Annotated in this window: 23 protein-coding genes, 2 tRNA genes and 1 riboswitch; of the genes, 5 read left to right on the top strand and 20 right to left on the bottom strand. The window is 61.9% G+C overall.

Annotation, left to right across the window (positions count from 1 at the left end; all coding sequences use genetic code 11):
• Positions 1–44: 44 nt before the first annotated feature.
• The 13 genes from ACESY8_RS12880 to ACESY8_RS12820 form a co-directional block, all read right to left on the bottom strand.
• Entirely contained in the window at positions 45–1253 is a 1209-nt protein-coding gene (locus ACESY8_RS12880) for a MalY/PatB family protein (RefSeq protein ID WP_007491704.1), read from the bottom strand.
• Positions 1243–1932, bottom strand: a complete 690-nt coding sequence (locus ACESY8_RS12875; protein ID WP_434307678.1) for a Na+/H+ antiporter NhaC family protein — start codon at positions 1930–1932, stop codon at positions 1243–1245. The genes ACESY8_RS12880 and ACESY8_RS12875 overlap by 11 nt, the downstream gene beginning before the upstream one ends.
• A gap of 2 nt (positions 1933–1934) precedes the next feature.
• Positions 1935–2621, bottom strand: coding sequence for a Na+/H+ antiporter NhaC family protein (locus ACESY8_RS12870; protein ID WP_434307677.1), 687 nt, complete (start codon positions 2619–2621; stop codon positions 1935–1937).
• A 197-nt stretch (positions 2622–2818) separates the two neighbouring features.
• Positions 2819–3301 (bottom strand): MarR family winged helix-turn-helix transcriptional regulator, encoded by a 483-nt coding sequence (locus ACESY8_RS12865; RefSeq protein ID WP_009259899.1) that lies wholly within the window; start codon positions 3299–3301, stop codon positions 2819–2821.
• Positions 3302–3377: 76 nt separating this feature from the next.
• Complete coding sequence (leuA, locus tag ACESY8_RS12860; RefSeq protein WP_204681258.1) at positions 3378–5069, bottom strand: 2-isopropylmalate synthase; 1692 nt, start codon at positions 5067–5069, stop codon at positions 3378–3380.
• 340 nt (positions 5070–5409) lie between these two features.
• Complete coding sequence (locus tag ACESY8_RS12855; RefSeq protein WP_204681256.1) at positions 5410–6834, bottom strand: hypothetical protein; 1425 nt, start codon at positions 6832–6834, stop codon at positions 5410–5412.
• Positions 6835–6836: 2 nt separating this feature from the next.
• Positions 6837–7580, bottom strand: a complete 744-nt coding sequence (locus ACESY8_RS12850; protein WP_054338271.1) for an ATP-binding cassette domain-containing protein — start codon at positions 7578–7580, stop codon at positions 6837–6839.
• Positions 7573–8106, bottom strand: coding sequence for a hypothetical protein (locus tag ACESY8_RS12845; protein WP_055180238.1), 534 nt, complete (start codon positions 8104–8106; stop codon positions 7573–7575). The genes ACESY8_RS12850 and ACESY8_RS12845 overlap by 8 nt, the downstream gene beginning before the upstream one ends.
• Positions 8096–8926, bottom strand: coding sequence for a hypothetical protein (locus ACESY8_RS12840; RefSeq protein ID WP_009259895.1), 831 nt, complete (start codon positions 8924–8926; stop codon positions 8096–8098). The genes ACESY8_RS12845 and ACESY8_RS12840 overlap by 11 nt, the downstream gene beginning before the upstream one ends.
• Positions 8923–9321 carry a GntR family transcriptional regulator gene (locus ACESY8_RS12835; protein WP_007491689.1) on the bottom strand — a complete coding sequence of 133 codons (399 nt, stop codon included), beginning with the start codon at positions 9319–9321 and terminating at the stop codon, positions 8923–8925. Before ACESY8_RS12835 ends, ACESY8_RS12840 begins: the two co-directional genes overlap by 4 nt.
• Before the next feature lie 277 nt (positions 9322–9598).
• A complete protein-coding gene (locus ACESY8_RS12830; protein WP_009259894.1) occupies positions 9599–10252 on the bottom strand; it encodes an MBL fold metallo-hydrolase in 654 nt (217 codons plus the stop codon).
• Positions 10253–10346: 94 nt separating this feature from the next.
• On the bottom strand, positions 10347–11027 hold the full coding sequence (locus tag ACESY8_RS12825) for a winged helix-turn-helix domain-containing protein (RefSeq protein ID WP_204681253.1): 681 nt from the start codon (positions 11025–11027) through the stop codon (positions 10347–10349).
• Positions 11028–11035: 8 nt separating this feature from the next.
• Complete coding sequence (locus tag ACESY8_RS12820) at positions 11036–11680, bottom strand: ECF transporter S component (protein ID WP_009259892.1); 645 nt, start codon at positions 11678–11680, stop codon at positions 11036–11038.
• A 103-nt stretch (positions 11681–11783) separates the two neighbouring features.
• A riboswitch (FMN riboswitch) is annotated at positions 11784–11900 on the bottom strand.
• 162 nt (positions 11901–12062) lie between these two features.
• Between ACESY8_RS12820 and ACESY8_RS12815 the strand changes: the two genes are divergently transcribed.
• Positions 12063–13841, top strand: a complete 1779-nt coding sequence (locus tag ACESY8_RS12815; protein WP_054338273.1) for an ABC-F family ATP-binding cassette domain-containing protein — start codon at positions 12063–12065, stop codon at positions 13839–13841.
• A 66-nt stretch (positions 13842–13907) separates the two neighbouring features.
• Positions 13908–15782: a family 10 glycosylhydrolase gene (locus ACESY8_RS12810; protein WP_054338274.1), complete on the top strand. Its 1875-nt coding sequence runs from the start codon at positions 13908–13910 to the stop codon at positions 15780–15782.
• A 34-nt stretch (positions 15783–15816) separates the two neighbouring features.
• On the opposite strand, the gene ACESY8_RS12805 is transcribed toward ACESY8_RS12810, so the two are convergent.
• The 4 genes from ACESY8_RS12805 to ACESY8_RS12790 all read right to left on the bottom strand — a co-directional run bounded on the left by ACESY8_RS12805 (position 15817) and on the right by ACESY8_RS12790 (position 19634).
• Complete coding sequence (locus ACESY8_RS12805) at positions 15817–15939, bottom strand: hypothetical protein (protein WP_007491677.1); 123 nt, start codon at positions 15937–15939, stop codon at positions 15817–15819.
• 56 nt (positions 15940–15995) lie between these two features.
• Positions 15996–17132: a YibE/F family protein gene (locus ACESY8_RS12800; RefSeq protein WP_007491675.1), complete on the bottom strand. Its 1137-nt coding sequence runs from the start codon at positions 17130–17132 to the stop codon at positions 15996–15998.
• A gap of 85 nt (positions 17133–17217) precedes the next feature.
• Positions 17218–19080 (bottom strand): purple acid phosphatase family protein, encoded by a 1863-nt coding sequence (locus ACESY8_RS12795; RefSeq protein ID WP_007491673.1) that lies wholly within the window; start codon positions 19078–19080, stop codon positions 17218–17220.
• A gap of 173 nt (positions 19081–19253) precedes the next feature.
• Positions 19254–19634 (bottom strand): MerR family transcriptional regulator, encoded by a 381-nt coding sequence (locus tag ACESY8_RS12790; protein WP_007491671.1) that lies wholly within the window; start codon positions 19632–19634, stop codon positions 19254–19256.
• A gap of 179 nt (positions 19635–19813) precedes the next feature.
• On the opposite strand from ACESY8_RS12790, the gene ACESY8_RS12785 reads away from it, so the two are divergent.
• Together ACESY8_RS12785 and ACESY8_RS12780 are read left to right on the top strand one after the other, a co-directional pair.
• Positions 19814–19901, top strand: a tRNA-Ser gene (locus ACESY8_RS12785).
• Between the two features lie 32 nt (positions 19902–19933).
• Positions 19934–20024, top strand: a tRNA-Ser gene (locus ACESY8_RS12780).
• Positions 20025–20424: 400 nt separating this feature from the next.
• Here ACESY8_RS12780 and ACESY8_RS12775 read toward each other — a convergent pair.
• The 3 genes from ACESY8_RS12775 to ACESY8_RS12765 all read right to left on the bottom strand — a co-directional run bounded on the left by ACESY8_RS12775 (position 20425) and on the right by ACESY8_RS12765 (position 21624).
• Positions 20425–20871, bottom strand: a complete 447-nt coding sequence (locus ACESY8_RS12775; protein WP_498794766.1) for a hypothetical protein — start codon at positions 20869–20871, stop codon at positions 20425–20427.
• Positions 20868–21356 (bottom strand): hypothetical protein, encoded by a 489-nt coding sequence (locus ACESY8_RS12770; RefSeq protein WP_195484629.1) that lies wholly within the window; start codon positions 21354–21356, stop codon positions 20868–20870. Before ACESY8_RS12770 ends, ACESY8_RS12775 begins: the two co-directional genes overlap by 4 nt.
• A gap of 136 nt (positions 21357–21492) precedes the next feature.
• Positions 21493–21624 carry a hypothetical protein gene (locus ACESY8_RS12765; RefSeq protein ID WP_007489672.1) on the bottom strand — a complete coding sequence of 44 codons (132 nt, stop codon included), beginning with the start codon at positions 21622–21624 and terminating at the stop codon, positions 21493–21495.
• 599 nt (positions 21625–22223) lie between these two features.
• On the opposite strand from ACESY8_RS12765, the gene ACESY8_RS12760 reads away from it, so the two are divergent.
• Positions 22224–22619 (top strand): terminase small subunit, encoded by a 396-nt coding sequence (locus tag ACESY8_RS12760; protein WP_195484628.1) that lies wholly within the window; start codon positions 22224–22226, stop codon positions 22617–22619.
• Positions 22620–22817: the final 198 nt, after the last annotated feature.

Raw genomic sequence — 22817 nt, 5'->3', positions numbered from 1 at the left:
CCCCCCCCCCCCCCCCCCCCCCCCCCCCCCGCCTCTTGTATCTATCAGGCGTTGAATACATACTTGTCCAGGCGGGCGAAGGCCTCCTGAACACGGGAGAGGGGGAGGGCAAGATTCATGCGGATGTGGCAGGGGCCGTGAAAACGGCGGCCATCCTGCCAAGCTACCCCTACATCAGAGCCAGCCTTTTGCAGCTCTTCAATGGTCTTCCCATGTGCTTCACACCATTTGGTGCAGTCGAGGAAAAGCATATAAGTGCCCTGAGGCTTGGTGACCTGAATACCTTTGTATTGCTCCCAAATGTGTTCGCAGGCGAAGTCCACATTATTCGCGAGTACCTGGTTCAACTCATCCACCCACTCGTAGCCCTCCGGCTTGTAGGCGCCGATCAGGGCGTGCATGGAAAGTACGTTTATCTCGTTGTAGTGGCACAAGGAGCTCTCCTTATCCACCCGATCTCGGAGCCACTTGCTGTAGATGATGTGGTAAGACCCGATCAGGCCCGCCAGATTGAACGTCTTGGAGGGAGCATAGAGGGCCACTGTGTGCTCCTTGGCGTAGCTGTTGACCATCTGTGTGGGGATGTGCTTCTGACCGGGGCGGATGATATCAGACCAGATCTCGTCCGAGATAACATAGACACCATGCCGCTGGAAGATCTCCATGGCCTTCTCCAGCTCCCAACGCTCCCAGACCCGGCCTGTGGGGTTGTGGGGGGAGCAGAATAGTGCGGTGTGAATGTGGTTGGCCACGATCTTCTTCTCCATGTCCTCGAAGTCCATGCGCCAAATGCCTTGCTCGTCCTGAACCAGTGGAGAGAGGACGATGGAATACCCGGCATTGGTCAGACAGGATGTAAAGCCGCTGTAGGTGGGGGAGTGAACCAGCACGTTGTCACCCCTGGAGCAGAGTACATTGAGTGCGCTGACCACACCACCCAGCACGCCGTTTTCATAGCCGATGTGCTCCTTGGTTAGGCCAGTGACACCGTTGCGCTTCTCGTGCCACTGGACGATGGAATCATAGTATTTGTCGGTGGGAAAGAAGTACCCGAAGGAAGGGTGCTGAGCCCGGGCGATAATCGCCTCTGTGATGGTGGGGACCACAGGGAAGTTCATATCTGCCACCCACATGGGGATTATATCAAAGCCTTCCTTTGGCCTTGCGGGCGCAATGACATGGGCACCCACATTGTCATAGGCCGCTGCATCCTTTCCGCGGCGGTCCAATATGCTGGTGAAATCATACTTCATTTTGTAATCCTCCTTCGTCTTTTTTACGACCGATGCCAGTCAAAATTGCGGCCCAGTATACTACAATCAGGCCAATACAGAAAAAGTTGTAGGGAATAAAATTCAACATGGTAAAGTCATCGCCCACAACACCGGTTCCCATTGCAACCGCCAGTGCGGTCAAGGTGTTGACGCCGTGGGGAACCATCCAGGAGATGCCGCTGGCAAAGCCCGCGATATAGTTGGCGGCGCGGGTTCGGGCAATATGGAAGGGCTTCATGATGTTGCGGACGATGGGGCTGATAAAGGCGATCGTGGACATACCGCTGCCAATGATCGCACAGAAAATACAGGTGAACACCCCGGAAACCGTTTCCGCCATTCTGGGGGTCTTGGCGTGTCTGACCATAAAGGTCTGGAAACTGTCCAGCACGCCCACCTCCTCAGTCAGTGCGAGTACTACGAAGATCAGGGCCATAAAGACTAAAACATCCATCAGGCTGAGGGTACCGGAGGCCAATAGGCCGTCAGCGGCAAAGATGCTCGCCACGTCCGAATAGCCCAGGATCAGCAACAGGATGATGCCCAGCAGATCGCCTACCACAAGGGCTACCAAGAAGTTTGTCTTGCGCAGGATGAGTACGGCCACCAGGATGGGAATGATGATAAAGATAAGGCCCAGGGAGGAGGAACTGTCCACACTTAGGGAGGCCAGATCAACCCCTTGGTTGTTGCAAGACCAAATACAAAGAACAGGATGAGGGCGGGTATCCCTGCGGCCAGACTGTACCAGACACGGGTGCGCACCGCGGCGATGATATCCACCTCCTGTCCGATGGAGGAGGTGATGGTCACGTCGGAAATGGGGGAGAGGTTATTACCGAACTCGGAGCCGGAACAGATGGCACCCAGGACTAGGCCGGCGGGACAGCCCATCTGCACACCCATTGGGAACAGCATGGGCATCGTGGCCAAGAGGGCGGCCGCCGAGCTGCCCGTCACAGTGGACATTACCGCACACAGTACGAAGGTCACGCAGGGGATAATGGCAGGTGGGATATTGACCAGACTCACAAGATAGACCAGGCCATCCACCAGGTGGGCGGCCGTTAGGATCTGTGACAGGATACCGGCCGCAATGAAAATGGGAAATAGCATGGTGAAGGACGGATTAGCAAAGCCTTTCATAACTGCTTTCGCATAGCGGTTTTTATCCTTAAACACGAGCAGACCAATGACCATGGCCATGAAGCCTGCTCCCCAGAAGTTTCGTAGGGAACTCATTCCGGTAAAGCAGAGGACAACGATTGCTGCGATCATTCCCAGCAGTGGAAGTATCCCGCCGACCTTCCCTCCATAGGTTTCTGCGTACTTTTTTTCAGCTTCCATTTGACATCTCCCTCTCTTGGTGATTTGCTAAATCCTTAATAATTAAGCATCTTTATAATATGACAAATAAGAAATAAGTCAAGAAAATTTTTATATATTTTAGATACTTCTTTATAGTGAATAAATATTTGGCTTTTGTTTTGTGGATTATCCACAACAAAGAAGCCGGGCGGTCATACCCCCGGCTTCTTTTGTGTCTATCCTAAATAATCCCGGCTCCGCCTCACATCATCCTGATATGCCTCGTTCAGTTTCCGCTGTACCATCAGATGGTGTTCCAACTCCTCGGGAGAAAAATTGCTCAACAATTGAAAGGTGGCCTCCTGACAGGACTGGTTGAAAGCCGTGTGCGCCTGGTAGACCTGTTTGCCGCTCTCGGTCAGGTATAGATTATAAATCCGGTTGTTCTCTGCGTTGCGTACCTGCTCCACCCAGCCCTTGGCCCGCAGCTTGCGCACGATCTGGGAGCAGGCGCTGGGAGTCTTTTTCAGAATGGCGGCCAGCTCGGTGACGGTAATCTCCGGGTGCTCACCGATGAGGTCGATGATATGGGCCTCCGACTGATAGAGAATGTGAGCCCCGTAACGGTGGGGGAGGGAGTCGTATTCATACATCAGGTCATAGGCCTCGTCCTGGGCCGCCCAGATTTGTCCGAGCAGGGCCTCCCGCTGCTGTTCCATAGTCCGCGTCCTCTTTTCTGTCAAACTGTTCCTATTATAGCTGGTTTAGGCCGGGGATGCAAGACGGGACGGGCGTTCATTTGCCGTCGTGGCTGACGGCCCGGTTGATGGCGGAGAGGATGCCCTTGAGGGGGGCCAGGTTGATGTTATGGCTCATGCCTACGCCGAACCAGTCCCTGCCGTTCTCGTCCTGGAGGTGGATGTAGGCCACAGCCTGGGAGTCAGAGCCCTGCTTGACGGCGTGCTCCTTGTAGTCGATGAAGGTGAAGCGGTCCATCTTCTGGCCGTGGATAGCGTTGAAGAAGGCGTCAATGGGGCCGTTGCCGGAGCCCTGAACCTGGAACACGGTGTCGGTGTGGCGGATGGTGCCGGCGAAGGTGACGTGGGAGTGGCCCTCCTCGTCGGTAAACTCGGCGAAGGAGTGCTGCACCAGCTGATAGGGCTTTACCGCGTCGATGTAATGGGCCTTGAACAGGTCGTAAATGGCGTTGGGCTTCAGCTCCTTGCCCACCCGGTCGGTCTCCACCTGGACGATGTGGCCGAACTCGGGGTGCATGGCCTTGGGGAGATCGAAGCCGAAGGAGTGCTGCATGACGAAGGCGGAGCCGCCCTTGCCCGACTGGGAGTTGATGCGGATGATGGGCTCGTACTGGCGGCCCACGTCGGCGGGATCGATGGGCAGATAGGGCACCTCCCAGTACTCGGTGCCGCTCTCCTCCATGTAGCGGGTGCCCTTGTTGATGGCGTCCTGGTGGGAGCCGGAGAAGGCGGTGAACACCAGCTCACCCACATAGGGCTGCCGCTCGCCGATCTTCATCTTGGTGACCCGCTCGTACACGTCGCGGATTTTATTGATGTCGGAGAAGTCCAACTTGGGGTCCACGCCCTGGGTGTAGAGGTTGAGGGCCAGGGTCACCATGTCCACGTTGCCGGTGCGCTCGCCGTTGCCGAACAGGGTGGCCTCCACCCGCTCGGCCCCGGCCAGCAGGCCCAGTTCAGCGGTAGCCACGCCCTCGCCCCGGTCGTTGTGGGGGTGCAGGGAGATAATGGCGCGGTCCCGGCCGGGCAGCCTGGAGATAAAGTACTCAATTTCGTCGGCGAAGTAGTTGGGCATGCAGTTCTCCACGGTGGTGGGGAGGTTGAGGATCACCTTGCGCTCCGGCGTGGCACCGATGGCCTCGATCACCGCCTGGCAGATCTCCACGGCGGCGTCCATCTCGGTGCCCATGAAGGACTCCGGGGAGTACTCGTACCGCAGATCCATCCCCGCGTCGAGGGCGGGCTGGCTCAGCTCCCGGATGAGCCGGGCGGCGTCCACGGCGATCTTTTTTACGCCCTCCACGTCGGTGTGGAAGACCACCTTCCGCTGGAGGGTGGAGGTGGAGTTGTAGAAGTGGAAGATCACATGCTTAGCGCCGTCAATGGCCTCAAAGGTGCGGCGGATGAGGTGCTCTCTGGCCTGTACCAGCACCTGAATGGTCACGTCGTCGGGGATGTGTCCACCCTCGATCAGGGTGCGGATGAACTCGTACTCGGTCTCGGAGGCGGAGGGGAACCCCACCTCAATCTCCTTGACGCCGATGTCCACCAGGGTGTGAAACAGTTCCAGCTTCTCCCGGACGTTCATGGGGTCAATGAGGGCCTGGTTGCCGTCCCGCAGATCCACCGAGCACCAGACGGGGGGCGCCTTCAGCTCCCTGTCGGGCCAGGCGCGGCGGGTCATCTTGAGGGGGACGAAGGGGATGTACTTCTCGTGTGCGGGCTTCATAACAATTCCTCCTGTTCACTGGGGCCAGGGTACGAAAAAACGCCCCTGACCAAATTCCTGGTCAGGGGCGTAAAATTTACGCGGTACCACCCTGCTTCCGCCCATTGTCGCCAAAGGGCGCTCATGGCCTCCAACAAGGCCGCGGCCGGTAACGTGGCCGTGACGGCCCGCCCTACTGCCTGGGGTTCGGACGGGCGGCTCCGGGCTCAGTATCCGCGCGCTTCCCCGCGCCGGTTCGCACCGACCACCGGTTCTCTGAGCGGGACGGGACGCGCCTTCTTCCCATCATTGCCTGTTTGGGATGTAATTGCACTTATTTTAGCCGGGGAAAGGGAATTTGTCAAGAGGCAGTTTCCGTGCCGGGGAGGGAGGGCTCCAGCGCGATGGAGCGGCAGCTTCCGTCCTGCCAGGAGCCCCAGGGATAGCAGTCCGGGGGGTGGTTGCCGTACAGGCTGGAGGTGTAGCCCCCCAGGTATTCCAGGCCGCCGGCGGTGTAGACTGCCAGGAAATATTCCGATTTCGTGCTCGGACAAGGGCCAGTGATGGCCAGCCGGGTTCCGTCATAGCACAGGCTGAGCCTGGAGGAGGGGGTGCTCAAGGGACAGCCCAGGGAGGACTGGAGGGAGGTGTCCGCCGTAAAGTCCATTACCCATGCGCCGCTCCGACGGTTGAGCACGGCCAGAAAGTCGCCCGCGGACAGGAGGCAGAAAGAGCCGTCAGACTGTGGGAACACCTGTGGGTGGGGCGCGCCCTCCGCCGCGGGAAAGAGCTCCTGGGTGGCAACAGGGGTGAGCGTGGCCGCGTCCAGCAGGGTGAGAAGAAACGCGCCCTTCTCCTCGGTGAGAAGAAAGAGGGTACCGTCCCCATCCGACCAGAAGGCCATGGCCCGGCCTCCGTTGGGGATGGAGTAGACGGTCTCCAGGTCGCCGCCGGGGGAGAGGCGGTAGATCCCCCAGCCGCCGGGAATTCCGCTGCCGTCCAGAGCCTTGGCCATGGAGCCGCCGGCGCAGAGGGCAAACAGGACGCCTTCCCCGGTGCTCACGCAGTCCGCCTGAAGGGTGAGCAGGCTGCTGTCCAATGTGAGAAAGCAGGCGCTCAGCAACTGGCCGGAGGCGTCCGGGGTCATGCTGATCTCCATGGCAAGCCCTTCGGGCACCGGAATGGGAAAATAGGCGCGAAAACGGCGGGTCAGCTCCTCCGTGTTGATGGAGGTATCGTACTGGGAAGTTCCAAACTCACGGTCAGCCGACCAGGCTGTGTACGCGAGACGATCCACAGAGAGGGGGAAATCGGTCAGATAATCGGCCAGTTGGATCTCACGTTTAATACTGATGAGACCATTGTGTTCGGTATAGGTCTCGTCTCCGGGCAGGGGAGAGGTCTGGGCGGAGAGCTCCGCCCACAGCGCCCGCAGCCCGGCGGAGGGACTGTCCGGCGCAATATCCAGGAAATTCAGGCCGGGAGAGAGCTCCAGCACATCCTCGTCCAGCTCAATGATCCAGCTCTGCCTCTGGCCGGAGTAGGAAAAGCGGGTTTCGGCCTCCTCCGGCGCGGCGGCGGGAAAGGTGCTGTGCCAGAACAGGTGATAGCCGCAGGTGGACACCCAGGTGAGCTCCACACCGTCGGCGGCCGTGGGATCTCCGGCCAGTGGCTCCGTCCGGTAGGATACCGTCTCCCGGCGGCCCTGCACGGCGGCGCAGGCCCCCGCCAGCAGGCCGGCGGACAGAGCGACCAGGAGGAGAAAGAGCAGCAGAGATTTCCGCATGGCTATTCCTCCCCTCTGCCGTCCATCCGCTCCAGCGCCTGGAGCACCCGGCCGGGCTCATAGCCGCAGGCCGACCGGACATAGTCCATCAGGCTCTGGCTCCGCTCCTCCAGCGCGGCGGTGGTCACGTCCCCGGCAATCCGCCCCGACCGGAGGAGCACCGCCCGGCTGATGAAGTGCTGCACCTCCTCCAGCAGATGGGTGGACAGGAGGATGGTCTCGGTGGGCTCCAGGATGCCCAGCAGCACCCTGTAGAAGTCCTCCCGGTTGAACACGTCGTTGCCGGCAAAGGGCTCGTCCATAAGAATGTAGTCCGCCCCCTGGCACAGGGCCAGAATCACCTCAAACTGGTTCTTCTGTCCGGTGGAGAAGCCGCGCAGGGCCCGCTTTTCCGGCAGGCGGAAGAAGTCCATCAGCATCTGGAAGCGGCCGGCCCGGAAGGCGGGGAAGTGTTCGGCGCAGAAGTCCCGGTGCCCGGCGGCAGTGAGGCCGGGGAAGAAGGAATGCTCACAGGTGGCGAAGGAGAGGCGGGCGATGTTTTTGGGGGTGATGGGCTGCCCGTCCAGAGTAACCGACCCGAACCCGTACCGGAGCAGGCCCAGAATGCACTTGAGCAGGGTGGTCTTGCCCGCGCCGTTGGGGCCGAAGATACCCACGATCTCCCCGGGCCCCACAGACAGGCTCACATCCTCCAGGGCCTGCTGACAGCCCCGGTACTTTTTGGATACATGGCTCACTTCAAGCATGGTTGCCTCCAATCCAGCCCAGCGGCAGGCCTCCCCAGGGCTCCGGGGGCAGGTGGCCCGCAGGTGTCAGGTGGTAATAGCACAGTGCGCACAGCAGGATGACGGCGGCCGTCAGTGCCGCGCCCAGCAGCAGGGCCAGGGCGGGGGCGGACAGGCAGCGCCGCCACAGCTCTCCGAACTGGGGGAGCAGCCGCATCCGGTAGATGCTCCGGCCGCCCTGGTAGTGGCAGAGAAAATGGTAGACGGCCACCCCGGCCAGGGAGAGGGCCAGCGCCAGAAAACAGAGCAGCAGCCCATAGAGCAGGTGGGGGAAGGGGGGCATCAGGGTGCCGGGCAGGAGCACCCGCACCATCGCGCCGTCCGGCCCCACGGTGCCGTTGTAGCCGTAGAGGGCCCGGCGGGCCGGGAGGTACTGGCACAGGAAGAGCACCAGTCCGGCGCCGGCGGACAGGAGAAGGCCCGTCCAAAGCAGAAACCGCTCCTGCTTCCAGGGGATGCCGAGGGGAAACCAGGACTCATTCTTCATAGGGATCCCTCCTCAAAATCTGGCAGAGGGAGGCGGCCAGGGCGCACAGGCTGACAAAAAGCAGGACGGGCCCCAGGACGGAGGGCAGACCGTCCGCGGAGTAGAAAATGCCGTCGTAGAGATAGGGGCGGAGGAACTCCGCCGGCCCGCCAAATTCAAAGGAGCCCATGGACAGGGGAAAGCAGAGGGCGGAGAGCGCCGCCAGGGGCAGAACGGCGAAGGCCCGGCGGCCCATGCGTCGTTGGAAGGAGAAACAGGCCGCCGACGTCCCCAGGGCGGCGCACATGGACAGGTTGCGCGCCCAGAGAGGCCAGTCATCCAGGGGCAGCAGGCTGTGGAGATAGGGGTCGCGGTAGCAGGCCAGGAACAGAGCCTGGGGGCCGGAGAACTCCGGTGCCAGACGGGGGAGGGCGGCGGCGCAGAGAGCCAGCAGGGTGCCCAGGTGGGCCGCCCAGAAGAACAACAGGCAGAAAAAGCCGTAGCCGGCCCACAGCAGGGTGAGGGCCCTGTGCCCCACTGACAGTCGCCGCAGGGTATAGCTCACCCGGGAGGAACCCTCCCACCCCAGAAAGGCCAGCACGGCGCACACCAGCACCAGCCCGATACGGAAGCACCAGGACAGGGGATATTGCATCAGCAGGCCCTCCAGGCCCATGGGGTTGGAGTATTCGTAGTAAGCGGTGCGGACGGTGTCCTGCCAGCCGGACAGGGCAGCCAGGAAGAGCCCCGCCTCCGTCAGACAGGAGGCCAGAGTAATCCCCGCAGCTTTCCAGAGGGTGCTCCGCGCGGCCAGCATGAGCAGGGATGCGATACGCTTCATGGCTTCTCCTCCTCCAGTTCCGGGCTGTCCCACAGCCGGTCGATGAGCGCCTCCGCCTCTGGTCGGGTGAGGCCCATCTGCCGCAGGGAGCGGACCAGGGCGGCGGCCTCCCGCTCCATCAGGCGGGTGCGGACGGCGGCCACAGCCGCCTCGTCCAGGGTAAATTCGCTCTTGGCCCCCGAGCGGGAGGTGATGAGCCCCGCCTCCTCCAGCATACGGCAGGCCTTCTGCACGGTGTTGGGGTTGACCCCCAGCTGGGCGGAGAGCACCCGTCGGGAGGGAAGCCCGTCTCCGTCCCGGATGGTTCCGGCCGCGATGCCCTGCTCCAGATAGCGGATGATCTGCTGGTAGATGGGGCTTCCGTCCTCCAGGCGGAAGCCGGAGAAGGAAAGCATGGCCGGACACCCCCCTTTGCATACTGTATTATGGGACTAGTACAGTTTATAACTGTATTATATAAGTAATACGGATGTAAGTCAAGATGGAACTGTGTCTTCTGCCGGGGCTTCCGCTGTGGCAGACGAAAAAGCAATACCGCGGGCGGAATACGCCGGGCCGCGGTGTCCACTCTGTTTTCTGTCGTGGCTGGTGTGGACGACATCCTCTTGGATGAGGGCACCGGCTGTGGCCAAAAGAGAGCGGCACCCGCCCGATGGGCGGAGGCGCTCTGGGTTAAGGCGCGGTCTGTACTGGGTCGAGGAGGAAAAACTGGGTACCGTCGCTTCCGGCCACCAGAGCGCCCAGGGGGAGCTCCCCTTCGGCCTCACTGGCCACCGCCGCCACCGCATCTTCCAGATCGCTGGTGAACTGGAGGGAGGTGTCGCCGTAGTCCACCTGGAGGGAGAGGGTCTGTGCGGCGGCGTCGGTCTCCACTACCGTCACCTGGGCGTCCCCCAGGGGGAATACCGAACCGGCCTCCGGGACGGCGGGGGAGAGGCCCTGGGCCTCGGTGTAGCGCCGGAAATCCGCAAATACCGGGCTGCCGGCATCCTCCACCGGGGAGAGTACCTGCCCCACGGCGCAGGTGTAAAGGGGGCCGGAAAGGCCGCCCATATGGGTCTCATCCGCAGACGTACACACCACATAGTCGAGGTAGGTGATCCCCTGCTGGCTCAGGTAACCGGCCACCTGGCTGCCCCGCTCGGCGCTGCCGCCGTCAATGAGCATGGCCTGTCCGCCGCACAGGAGCAGGGCGGAGCTGGTCTGCCCCGGGTCTATGAAGTGGATGGACAGTCCGGCGCTGTCTCCGGCGGCTGTGCTTTGGCAGCCGGACAGGGCGGCGGCCAGGAGAAGGACGGCGAGGATCGGGAATGTGCGCTGTTTCATAAAGGCTCCTTCAAAATGAGATAGCGCCTTAGGATACCATATTTTTTCCCATTTGCCAAGAGCTTTTGTCCCAGCGGCTGCACAGAGAGGCGGCTCAGCCGGGATTGAACTGATAGCCGAGCCCGACAACGGTGCGGATAAAGTCGTGCCCGCCCGCATGGGGGCGGAGCCGCCTCCGGATCTGAAACACGGTGTTCTCCACGGCGTGGAGGCAGTGGTTGGACGGCGCGCGCCAAACGGCCTCATAGATCTGCTCCTTTGTGAAAGGAACGTCCGGGTGGGTATAGAGCAGGTAGAGGACACCAAACTCCTTTTCAGACAGGGGGATTGCCTGCATCCCTACCACCGCCCGCCGCCCTGCGGACTCCATGGACAGCCGGGGGGAGCCGGGGGAAATCCCCCAAAAGGACTGGGCGGAGAGGCAATCCAGCCGGAGCTGTGCCGACAGCAGGGGCAGGTTGTCAAAGGGCTGACAGCGGCGGAGCCTTTGGCGGAGGCGCAGCTCCACCGCCTCCCCGCAGGGCGCTTCCCCACCGTGAAAGAAGAGAAGCTCAATGGAGGGCGCGCCGCCGCCGGGCGCGATATGCGCCAGCCCGCAGAGGCGACGGCCGCCCAGAAGGATCTCCGCGGCGTAGACGCCGGGTTCCGGCGCCGCCTGTCCCCGGTGCAGGCGCAGGCCCGCGGCGGGCAGCCCCGCCAGCCGTCCCAGCCCGGCGCCGGGCACGGCGGTTCCGTACAGGGGGATGAAGGGGGCGTCCCCGTTTGCCTTGTCCATGGGCCGCCTCAGAGAAGTCCGTTTCTGGCCAGGAGAATGAGGACGCAGGTGGCCACCAGAACGGCGGCCAGAAGCAGCAGCCCGACGGGCCTGCGCGCCGCCGGTCCGGACGGCGCGTCAATCAGTCCGCTTTTCCGCAGAGAGGAGACCACTGGCTTGTAGAGCAGGAAGGTGATGCCCGAATTGAGTCCGCTCTTGAGCAGATTGAAGGGGAGAAAGGCGGGGAGCAGCAGCTCCGCAACCGCCTCCCGGGGGTATCCCATGTAGAGGGGCGTAATGAGGTAATTCCACAGCAGCATGGCGCTGACCATCACCGCGCATCCGGCGGCCAACCCGGCGACAGCCCCGGCCAGCGTGCGCTTTTTCCGGTAGATGGCGGAGGCGGTGCAGGCAAAGGCGCAGGTGGACAGAATGTTCATGATACAGCCCAGAATGCCCGTGTCGCTGACAGTGAACATCTCCAGAACGGAGACGAGAACCGAGACAAGGCAGGCGGTCATCGGCCCCCAGATCAGGCCGCCGAGGGTGATGACCACATCCTTCGGGTCGTACTTCAAAAAGAGCACGACCGGCACGCGGCCGACGGCCATGACCACATAGGCGAGCGCGCACAGCATGGCGATGGTGGTAATCCTCTTTGCTTTGACATTCATACTTCCGTTCCCTCCTAAAAAATCACACCGAAAAGGGGATGCCTTTCCGGTGCGAAAAAGAGGAATCGGCCGCAGAACGGCGGGGCCGTCCTGCGGAAACCGATGGTATCTTCTTTCATCCAGACTGTCACTGTTGGTTTTGGAATTGCACCAAATCATGCGTATCACGCGCGCGGACTGTACCGCCAATCGGGAATTTCACCCTGCCCTGAAGACATCTCGATTCAGTTGTGCCCCCAGTATACGGCATCCCCGAGCGGTTGGCAATCCCCGCGGGACATTTCGGAAGCAATTCGGAAACAGGCCCCGGCCGGAGGGGGCTTTCTTTTTTTCGCAGATTCCGCTATACTGGGAGATAACTTGACAAAAGCGAGGGACGTTCATGCTGCTTTCTGCGGAACAACTGACCAAGAGCTACGGCGACCGTGTCCTGCTGGACGGGGTGTCCTTTTATCTGGAGCGGGGGGACAAGGTGGGGATCATCGGCGTCAACGGCGCCGGCAAGTCCACCCTCCTCCGCCTGCTGGCGGGGGCGGAGGAGCCGGACGGGGGGACGGTACGCCTGGACCCCGGCGTGCGGATGGAGTACCTGCCCCAGAACCCGGTGTTTCAGGGGGAGCGCACCGTACTGGAGCAGGTGCTGCTGGGGCTGAATGACGCCGACCGCTCTCTGGCGGAGTATGAGGCCAGAACCATCCTCAACCGTCTGGGAGTATCCCGGTTCGAGCAGAGCGTGGGAAACCTCTCCGGCGGGGAGCGCCGCCGGGTGGCCCTGGCGGCGGTGCTGGCCCGCCCCTGCGACGTGCTGATTCTGGACGAGCCAACCAACCACCTGGACAACGACATGGTGCTCTGGCTGGAGGACTATCTGCGCGCCTGGAAGGGGGCGCTGGTCATGGTGACCCACGACCGGTATTTTCTGGAGCGCATCGTGGGCCGCATGGCGGAGGTGGAGGACGGCCGCCTGTTCACCTACGAGGGCAACTACGACAAGTATTTGGAGCGCAAGGCCGCCCGGCTGGAGAGCGAGCGGGCCAGCGAGCGCAAGCGGCAGGCCATCCTGCGGCGGGAGTACCAGTGGGTGATGCAGGGGCCCACCGCCCGGGGGACCAAGAGCCGGGAGCGGCTGGAGCGCTACGAGGCCCTGAAGGCCCAGAGCGGCCCGGCGGAAAAAAGTACCTTGGAACTAAACGCGCGGGCCAGCCGTCTAGGTAAGAAGACCATCGAGTGCAGAGGCGTGACCAAGCGCTTTGGCGAACGCACCGTGGTGCGGGACTTCGACTGCATGCTCCTGCGGGACGACCGCATCGGCATTGTGGGGGCCAACGGCAGCGGCAAGTCCACCCTCCTCAACCTGCTGGCCGGGGAGCTGGCCCCCGACGCCGGGGCGGTCGAGACGGGGGAGACCGTCCGCATCGGCTACTTCCGTCAGGAGGTGCCCGATATGGACGGGGATACCCGGGTGATCGACTATGTGAAGGAGATCGGCAACCGCATCGAGACGGGAGCGGGGATGCTCACCGCCTCCCAACTGCTGGAGCAGTTCCTCTTTCCGGCAGAGGCGCAGTGGAGCCCCATCCGCAAGCTGTCCGGCGGCGAGAAGCGGCGGCTCTTCCTGCTGTCGGTCCTGGCCGCCGCCCCCAACGTGCTGCTGCTGGACGAGCCGACCAACGATCTGGATATTCAGACCCTCAGCGTGCTGGAGGACTATCTGGACTCCTTTCCGGGGGCGGTGGTGGCGGTATCCCACGACCGCTATTTCCTGGATCGGGTGGTGCGGCGTGTGTTCGCCGTAGAGGGGGACGGAAGCGTCCGGGGCTATCCCGGCGGGTATACGGAGTATCTGGAGGCCCAGCGGGCCGCCGGACAGCCGGCCAGATCCCCCAAGCCCGCCGAACCCAAGGCAGCGCGGCCCCAGGGGGCCAAAAAGCTGAAATTCAGCTATAAGGAGCAGCGGGAATTTGAGACCATTGATGCCGACATCGCTGTCCTGGAGGCGGAGCTGGCCCGGGTGCAGGCCGAGCAGGAGGAGAAGGCCACCGACTATGTGGCCCTCCAGTCCCTCCAGGAGCGGCAGGCTGAGCTGGAGGCGGCCCTGGAGGAGAAAATGGAGCGCTGGGTCTACCTGAACGACCTAGCGGAGCAGATTTCCAATCAGTAGGGGGCGCAGGGCGCGCCCGCCATTCCGAGAGCAGATTTACGAGACCAAATTCAAAGGAGCGACCTCATGACAAAATTCTGGAAACCCCTGTTGGCAATTGCACTCATCTGCGCGCTGGCGCTGGCGGGACTGGGACTGGCGGCGCAGTCTCCCGCGGCGGCGGCCCGAGCGGAGCGGGCGGACGAGTTCCGGGCTGTTTGGGTGGCCACGGTGTACCGCCTGGACTACCCCAGTCAGGCCACTACAGATCCGGCGGTCCTCAAGCGGGACGCCGACGCGATTTTACAGGGGTGCGTAGACATGGGCATGAACGCTGTGATTCTCCAGGTGCGGCCCTCCGCCGACGCCCTCTATCCCTCCGAGCTGTACCCGTGGAGCAAATACCTGACCGGCGCACAGGGAACCGCCCCGAAAAACGGCTTTGATCCGCTGGCCTACTGGGTGGAGCGGGCCCACGCCCTGGGGCTGGAGCTCCACGCCTGGGTCAATCCCTTCCGCATCACCAAGGGGGGCGCGGCGGAGTTCCAGGCCCTGACCGCCGACCACCCCGCAAAGCTCCACCCCGACTGGGTGGTGGAGTATGAGGGCGACTACTACTTCAATCCCGGCCTGCCCGAGGTGCGGGAGTACATCGTGCGGGGGGCGGAGGAGCTGGCCCGCAAGTATGACATCGACGGCATTCACCTGGACGACTACTTCTACCCCGGCAGCGGCTTTGCCGACGGGGCCGCCTATGCCAAGTACGGCAAGGGCTTTTCCAACATCGGCGACTGGCGCCGGGACAATGTCAACCAGCTGGTCAAGACACTGGGGGAGCGCATCCACGCCATTGATCCGGGGCTGTCCTACGGCATCAGCCCCTCCGGCGTGTGGGCGGATAAGAGCAGCCTGCCCCAGGGCTCCAATACCACCGGCGGCTATGAGAGCTACTACGCCTCCTACGCCGACAGCCGGAAATGGGTCAAGGAGGGGTGGATCGACTACATCTGCCCCCAGATCTACTGGTACATCGGCCACAAGAGCATGGACTACGCCACGGTGGCCCGCTGGTGGGCGGATACGGTAAAGGGTACAGGTGTTTCCCTTTACATAGGAATGGCCGACTATCTGGCCGGCAACAGCGATCCCAAGAGCCCCTGGTACGGCACGACAGCCATCGAGCGACAACTGGCCCTCAACGACACCCTGCCCCAGGTCGCGGGGGAGGCGCACTTCCGCTACCGGCTGATGGCGGAAAACCCGGAGCTGCTGGCGCTCTATGCGGAGGCCTATGGCGAGGAGTCGCAGGAGCCGGCGGAGCCGGCCTATCTGAACACCAGGGAGCACGACGCCTACATCCAGGGAAATGACGGCCGGTTCCGCCCGGAGGACTCCCTGAGCCGGGCCGAGGCGGTGGCCATGCTGGCCCGCCTCAGTGTAGACGAGCAAGGGAATCTGCTTTACAGTGGAGCGCCTGGTACCGGCGGCTTTTCCGATGTGAAGCGGGGGGACTGGTACGCCCCCTATGTGGCCTTTGCCAAGCGCTACGGCATCGCAAATGGCTATCTGGACGGCACCTTCCGGCCGGAGCAGCCGGTGAGCCGGGCCGAGCTGGTCAAGCTGATTGCCTCCTATTTTACGGTGGAGGGCGGTACGTCCCCGTTCCCCGATGTGCCGGACGGCCACTGGGCGGCAGAGGTGGTCTCCTTTGCGGCGGAGGAGGGCTGGGTGTCGGGTTATCCGGACGGCACCTTCCGGCCCGACGCGCCGGTGAGCCGTGCAGAGGCGGTCAAGATCCTCAACCACGCCCTGGACCGCCGGGCCGGGGAGCGGGCCGCGGCCCTGCCCTTCACCGACGTGGAGAAGGGCCACTGGGCCTGCGATGAGATCCGGGAGGCGGCGGTCTCCCACACCTACCGCAAGAGCGGCGGGGGCGAAACATGGCTGACCTATGAGCGGTAATACAGGGAGGGGGCGCTGCGGCGCGCCCTCCCTGCTATTTGCGCCGCAGCAGGCGGCGCACGGGGCTGTCGGGGTCGGACAGCCCCCGAAGAAAGGCCAGCGGGTTGGCACAGAATAGGGCGGCGCAGGCCGCCAGCCGCCGGAAAAAGGACTGCATAAAAATCACGCTCCCCGGCCCAGTATAGGGCGGGGAGCGTGTCGCATCCAGTCGCTTTATGCCGCGGGCGCAGCTTTGCGCCAGGTATAGAGCAGAACGGCCAAGGCCACGGTGACAGGGACGGCCAGGACGATGCCGAAGCTGCCGGACAGGCCCTGCATGATGGCAATGCCGATGTTGTTGGAGTTGATGATCTGCCGGTAGGGGAGGTTATAGGCGTAATCCAGCACCAGCATGGAGATACTGCCGCCGGCAAAGGCGAGAATCAGGGTGTTGGAGTCGGTGCCCATCATGTCCCGTCCCACGTGCATCCCGGCCCGGAACAGCGCCCGGCGGGAGAGGGCGGGGTTCTGAACGTGAATTTCAGCGATGGCGCTGGCGATGGACATGGCCACATCCATCACCGCGCCCAGGCTGGAGATCAGCAGGCCGGAGAAGAGCAGGCCGCCCACCTGAATCCCGCTGGTGCTGGCCAGGGTGAGCAGGCTCTCGATGTCCGACACGTTCCAGCCCGTGATGCCGGTGGCCAGGCTGAACAGGGTGGCCGCCAGTCCGGCAATCACCACGCCCGCCACCGTGCCGCCGGCGGCCACCACGGTTTTCCGGGTGGGGCCGCCGATGAGGTACATCGTGACCAGCGTGGTGACGATACAGATGAGCACCGCCACCCAGAAGGGCGACCAACCGCGGTAGACCAGGGGCAGATAGACAAATAGAATGCAGAAGAAGGTGAACACCAGGCCAAGGGCGCCCTTGAGGCCCTGCTTTCCGCCCACCAGGCAGAGCACCAGCAGATAGGCTGCGGCGAAGGCGTAGATCACCCACTCCCGATCCTGGGAATAGATGCTGGTGATGGTGGAGTCCCCCGCCACGCTCTGCATGACCACCACCTTCATGCCCACGGTGCAGCCCGCGCCGAAGAGGAAGCCGGAGGCGCTGGTGGTCTCCAGCTCCTGACCGGCCCGGACGCCGGTGGTCATGCGTACCAGTACCCGCTGTTCGCCCACCCGGGAGCCGTCGGGCATGAGGTTGTCCTGGAGAATGTCCACGACCACGCCCTTCTCGAAGGTCTGTCCTTCCCGGTTGACCAGGGCCACCTTGTCCACCCGGTTGAGGGCGAAAACAGCGGCGAGAAATGCAGCCAGCAGCAACAGCGGAATGCCCCAGCGCAGAAAGCAGGATTTGATATTCAACAGCAGTCAGCCTTTCTCTCAGAATGGAGGCTCCCGGCAGCTATGCCGCCGGGAGCCTCGCAGTATCGGTGCCGGATGGGGCCGCTCAGGCGGCCGGAGTCACGCCCAGAGTGCCATAGAAGGAGGCGGGCAGGTAGTAGCTCCCGTTGGCCAGAACGGCGGGGGTGGTGACGCTCTTGCCGTCCACGGTCAGGGTGAGGGTCACGGCGCTGCCGCTGGCAGGGGTGCCGGCGGGCACGGCGTCGGCGTAGGCCGCGCCGGTGGTAATCACCACGCCGTTGTCCCAGCTCACATTGAACTGGTTGTCCTGGCCGGAGACCGCGGCGGCCACGTCCCGCAGGCGGTAGTAGGTCTCGCCGCCCTCAGTCAGGGTGGCGGCGCCGTCGGTCTTCTGGATGGTGAAGGTGTCGTCAATCGCCTCCACCTTGCCTTCGGCAGTGATCTGGTAGGTGGTGATGGAGAAGCTGTCGCTGTCCATGTCGATGACTGAGTAGCTGGGCAGCCAGTTCTGGCTGCGCTCGGCGATATAGTCCTGCTGGGTGGGGATCAGCTCGTAGAATTTGGAGCCGGAGGCCGAGTTGGCGGTCATGTAAAGGGTGCCCTTGGGATTGACCACGGTGTTTCCGGTGGTGTCCTCGATGGTGTAGCAGCCGTTGTCCGCCTGGAAGGCGTCGTGGAGGGCCGTGCTGGCGGTGTCGCCCTCCTCGGGGTACAGGGGGATTTTCTCGTCGGTCTGGGTGTTGAAGGCGTTGTCCCAGTCGTAGTCGCTGCCGTCCGCATTCAGACGGAACTCATAGGTGCCGTGGGTCTGGCCGTCACCGTAAAGGAGCTTGGAGCGGCTGTAGGTGTGGTCGTGGCCCTGGAGCACCACATCGATGTCGTACTTGTCAAAGATGGGGGTGAGCTGTGTGCGGAGGATCATGCCGTCGGTGTCGGAGTGATCCAGACCGGTGCCGTAGATATCCTGGTGGATGGTGACCACGCGCCAGGCGGCGTCGGGAGCAGAGGCGATGGCCTCCTGGATGGTCTTCTCGTGCTCGGCTACATTGTAATTGTTGGTGTTGAGCACGATAAACAGACCGGCGCCGTAAGAGTAGTAGTAGTCGCCGCCGGCCTGGGTCTTGCCGTTCTCGGTGGCGTTGGGGTTGTTGAAGTGGTAGGTGTAGTCGGGATTCAGGGAGTCGTGGTTGCCGATGGTGGTGGCCACGGGCAGCCCGGCCAGCACGGCGGGGGAGAGGTAGCCCGCGTACTCCTCCTCCTTGGCCTGGCCGGTCTTATTGACCTGGTCGCCGGCGGAGATGATGAAGTTGACGCCCGGATTCTGGGCAGTGGCGATCTCCAGGGTGCGGTTCCAGGCGAAGGCGTCGTTGCGGGCGGCGGTATTGGCCGCGCCGGAGCCGGCCGTCAGGGCCTCGCCGTTCTGGGGCTGACCCTTGGAGGCGCCGATCTGGGGGTCGCCTACATAGAGCATCTTTACGGAGTCGAAGCTGCCGGTCTTGTATTCCTGTACCTCGCTCTGTACGCCGTTCTTCTCCACGGTATAGTAATAGGTGGTGTTGGCCTCCAGCCCGGTGACGGTGACATGGTTATAGTCGTAGGCCACGCCGTCGGTCAGGCTGTCGTCCACCTGGGCGGCCTTGCCGGTGAAGGCGGTCAGGTGGTCCTTGTCGGTGCCGAAGTGAACCACCGGCGTGGCGGCCTTGCCGCTCTCCGTCTTGCTGTACCAGGCGAAGTTGAGCTGGGTCTCGTCTGCGCCGGGGGTGAGGGATACCTTGGTGTAGTCGGCGGCTACGGTCTCCCACTCCTTGACCCAGTCCTGCCAGGCGGCAGAGCCGCCGGTGACGCTGCTGTCGTTATAATTGGCCGTGGCGGCCAGGGCCATGGGGCCGGCGCTCAGGACCAGCGCGCCGGTGAGGACGCCGGCCAGGACCTTGTTGCGTTTCTGCATGCTTTCCTACTTCCTTTGCAGTTTGGTTTTGGTTCCATGGAACCAGGGGGCAGTATAGCACCCGCCGCGCCAAGCTACAAGGCACCTTTCCAAAGCTTTCCCGAACCTTTACCGGGGCTTTACGTTTCTGCTCCCCGTGCAGCGGATAAAAAGAAGGGAGCGGTGTGCCTCCCTTACTCGCGGCGCAGCTTCTGTTCGGCGACAGCGACCGTCTGCTCGTAGCGGTCAATTTTGGAGTTAAGGCGCTCCAGCGTCTGCCGCATCTCCTCCATCCGCTCCAGCAGCAGCTCCCTCTGCTCAATGAGGATCTGTTTGCGGGCCTCGGTGGTATCCTCCCCCTGCTGAAACAGGGAAACATACTCGATCAGAGCCTCCACCTGGATACCGGCTCCCCGCATACACTTGGCAAACTCCACCCAGGCGCAGTCCTCCACGGTATAATCCCGGATGCCGCTCTTGCTGCGGTGAACGGTGGGAATCAGGCCGATGCGCTCGTAATACCGCAGGGTATCGGCTGAGAGGTTGTATTTACGGCTGACTTCGGCAATGGTCATAAGGTCATCTGCTCCTTCCGGCGGGCTGGCTCCCGCTGTTTGTTCGATTTTATCACCTGGACTCCGCTCCAAGTCAAGGCTGAGTTTGGAAAAAAAGCAGAAAAATATTGCAGGCGGCAGTTGACAATGTGCGAAAAGTGTGGTATCATCTTTTTTGCATTTGGCCGGAGACCGGACGTGGAGAGATGTCCGAGTGGTTGAAGGAACCGGTCTTGAAAACCGGCGATGTGGAAGCATCCGTGGGTTCGAATCCCACTCTCTCCGCCACATTTTTTCCAAATGTATCCTGTATTTGGCATGCAGAAGTACCCAAGTGGCCGAAGGGGCTCCCCTGCTAAGGGAGTAGGGCGGGAAACCGTCGCGAGGGTTCAAATCCCTCCTTCTGCGCCAGAATGAAAACCCCGTAGCTGTAATGGCTGCGGGGTTTTCTCTTACTTTCCCAATGGATTGAGGATTCCAAAAACAAAGATTTTGATTCCGATCTAGAAGGCCGGAAACCGCTTCCGTGAGCAGAAATTACACACGGATTACACACGCGGAATACCGTGCTGGATATGAACGCAGAAAACCCGCCCCATAGCGGGGCGGGTAGTATCTAAGTTAGCATCCGGCGCGGCGGATGCCTCCACCGGAAGAGAAAAGAGAGCCTACTTAGTAAGCTCTCTCTTCTTGCAGTCAGTTTTTTCATGGTTTGTTCTCCCCTCTCCCCTGCGCGGGGCCTCCATTGTGTTGATTGTAGCATCTGTGTTGATTGTAGCATCCCATGGCGCGTCTGGCAAGGGGGGGGAAGTTATCTCTCCCACGCCTTGCGCTCAATATCCACGTTGAGCTTGATGCCGGGGCGGGACCTTTGCAGCGCCTCAAACGCCTTCAAGGCCTCACGGCGCTGCGTGCCGGGGTAGGTGGTGCTCTCCTCCGCCTCCTCGTGCCCATCTTGGTACACGCGGACCAGAGCGACAGTATAGGTGACGTGCTTGTCATACCAGCCGCGATGGCGCACAAGGTCCAGCCGGTACTCGTAGGGCATGGCCGCCAGGGTAGCATATCGGGCCGCAAGCGCCTGCCGGTAGCCCTCCAGGGCCTCGGCGGTCTCACGCAGCCGCTTGATGGTCTCCGCCGCGCTCCGGTCATAGTAGGCCACGCGCTCCGGGGCGGTCAGCTGGTCCGGGTGCTGGAAGTATCCAGACACCCGGACCTCGGCCTCACGACCCCGCCAAAACAGGTCCTGCCAACTCATGCTGTCGCCTCGTCCAACCGGATGGCGCCGCTGCTGCGGTAGGTCTGGCTGCCGTACTTCGCGCGGATCTGGCTCATGGAGCTCTTGCCGCGATGCCAGCGGTGGCCGTCCTCGGCGTGGTGCCAGTACCAAAGCTTCTTCGTGCTGCTCCAGCGGCACCCGGCCGCCTTCAACGCCTCTTTGTGCTCCCTGGTGTTGCCGCCGATCCAGAGCCAGGAGCCGCACAGCTCCACCTCCAGGCCGTCCAGACGGAGCAGCGCCGCGATGATGTCCCGGAACTCCTCTGGCGTCTCGGTGGTCTGGTGGTGCTCGTCGGCGGTGGCGTTATGGGCCCGCTTCAGCTGCTCGAAGAGCTCGTCGTGCTCCGCGTTGATGGCCTGCATGGTGGCTGTGTCGCCGCCCACGTCCGGGTGGTGTTTCATGCAGAGTAGCCGGTAAGCCCTCTTCAGCTCGTCCAGGGTCTTGACGTTGGAAAAGTATTTCATGGTGCGCTCCCCTCCGGTCTATTGCTTTTCCCTGCCGGTTGTGTTATAGTGGAGGCGGCCAGATGGCAGGCTCTAACCGCCTCCGCTGGGTCTTAGATAGTCGCTTGCTTGTTCAGGGCTGGGCGGCTATCTTTTTTTACTGCTTGGGAATGGCTTCCCGGATAATGCGGGCCGCGTCCTGCGCGTCCTTAGCCGTGGCCTCTACCAGCTTCGCCAGGGTTTCAAGATAGGATGCTAACTCGGTCTGGGTCATGCTATCAATCTCCATTTCGTTTACCTCCTGCCAGGTGGATTCCGCTTGGCTGTTGTCCCTTGCGGTGATTTCATGATAGCACGGTTATACAGTGCTGTCAATTAGACTTGTTGCACAAGGTTCTTTGGGCGGTTTTGTGGAAACTATACACTGTTAAACCGTGAAAAGACATGATACAATATAATAAAGATTTCGGGAGGTGATCACATGGTAACCTCGGCAAAACGCAAGAGCAATAACGCATGGGACAAGGCCAATATGACGGTACTAGGGTGTAAGGTGCGCAAGGACTACGCCGACCGTGTGCGGGCAGTCTGCGCCGCTCACGGGGACACTGTTAACGCCTTATTACGGGACGCACTGGATAAGTATTTAGAAGAGCACGAAGAGCGAAAGTCATAACTTTTTGAGGAAATTAGTCTGCCTAACTGTCACATAACACTAAGTCTTAAATGACCAAAAATAAAAAATTTTTGAATCCGCTATCTGTTGCAGTACAATAGATAGCGGATTTACTTTAGTGTAATGTATTTTACAAAACGCGATTTTCGATCGATCTCCTGGATAGGAGCAGAGGCTCACAGGTTAAGGGCGAAAGGAGGCGCACCAGCCACATGTATAAAACAGATAAGCAGAGAGCGGCGGAGGGGAAACCATCATACTACACCGCCCCGGAGCTGGACGCAGCTTGTGCCGCCTACTTTGAGGACTGCGACGCCAATGGCCGGCAGCCTACCAAGCCTGGACTCCTTCTCCATCTTGGGGTGACGGAGAAGGAGTGGAAAGTTTGGGAGGCGGGGGAGCCTGGATATACCAGACACCCGGCGATCTGCCAAAAAGCGTTGCTGGAAATGCGCGACCGACTGGAGCAGCGCAAGGACACGGCGGCTATATTCCTACTCAAGCAAAAGCCGTATGGAGGCTATACAGACCGGCCAGAGCCGGATAGTGTAGGCGGAATAAAGATCCACGTTTCATTCGGCAAGGATAAGCCCAACTCAACAAAATAGTGATTCTATTGAGTTGAACGAGGCGGCAAACCATTGCGGTGCAATGAGTAAGAGGCTTTGCATACTGCATTCGCAATATGCAGTCTCAAGGCCACAATATATAGGGGTGTCTGCGCGGGCTGCTCTGCATGGATAACCAGCGCCCCAGGGCGTGCAGGTGAGCGAGAGAGCAGGGGGGGGAGGCCCCTACCCCACGCC

Origin of the sequence: Clostridium sp. ATCC BAA-442 (genome assembly GCF_964239415.1) — a bacterium.
Taxonomy (GTDB): domain Bacteria; phylum Bacillota; class Clostridia; order Oscillospirales; family Oscillospiraceae; genus Flavonifractor; species Flavonifractor plautii.
This window is presented reverse-complemented; position numbering and strand designations above follow the sequence as displayed.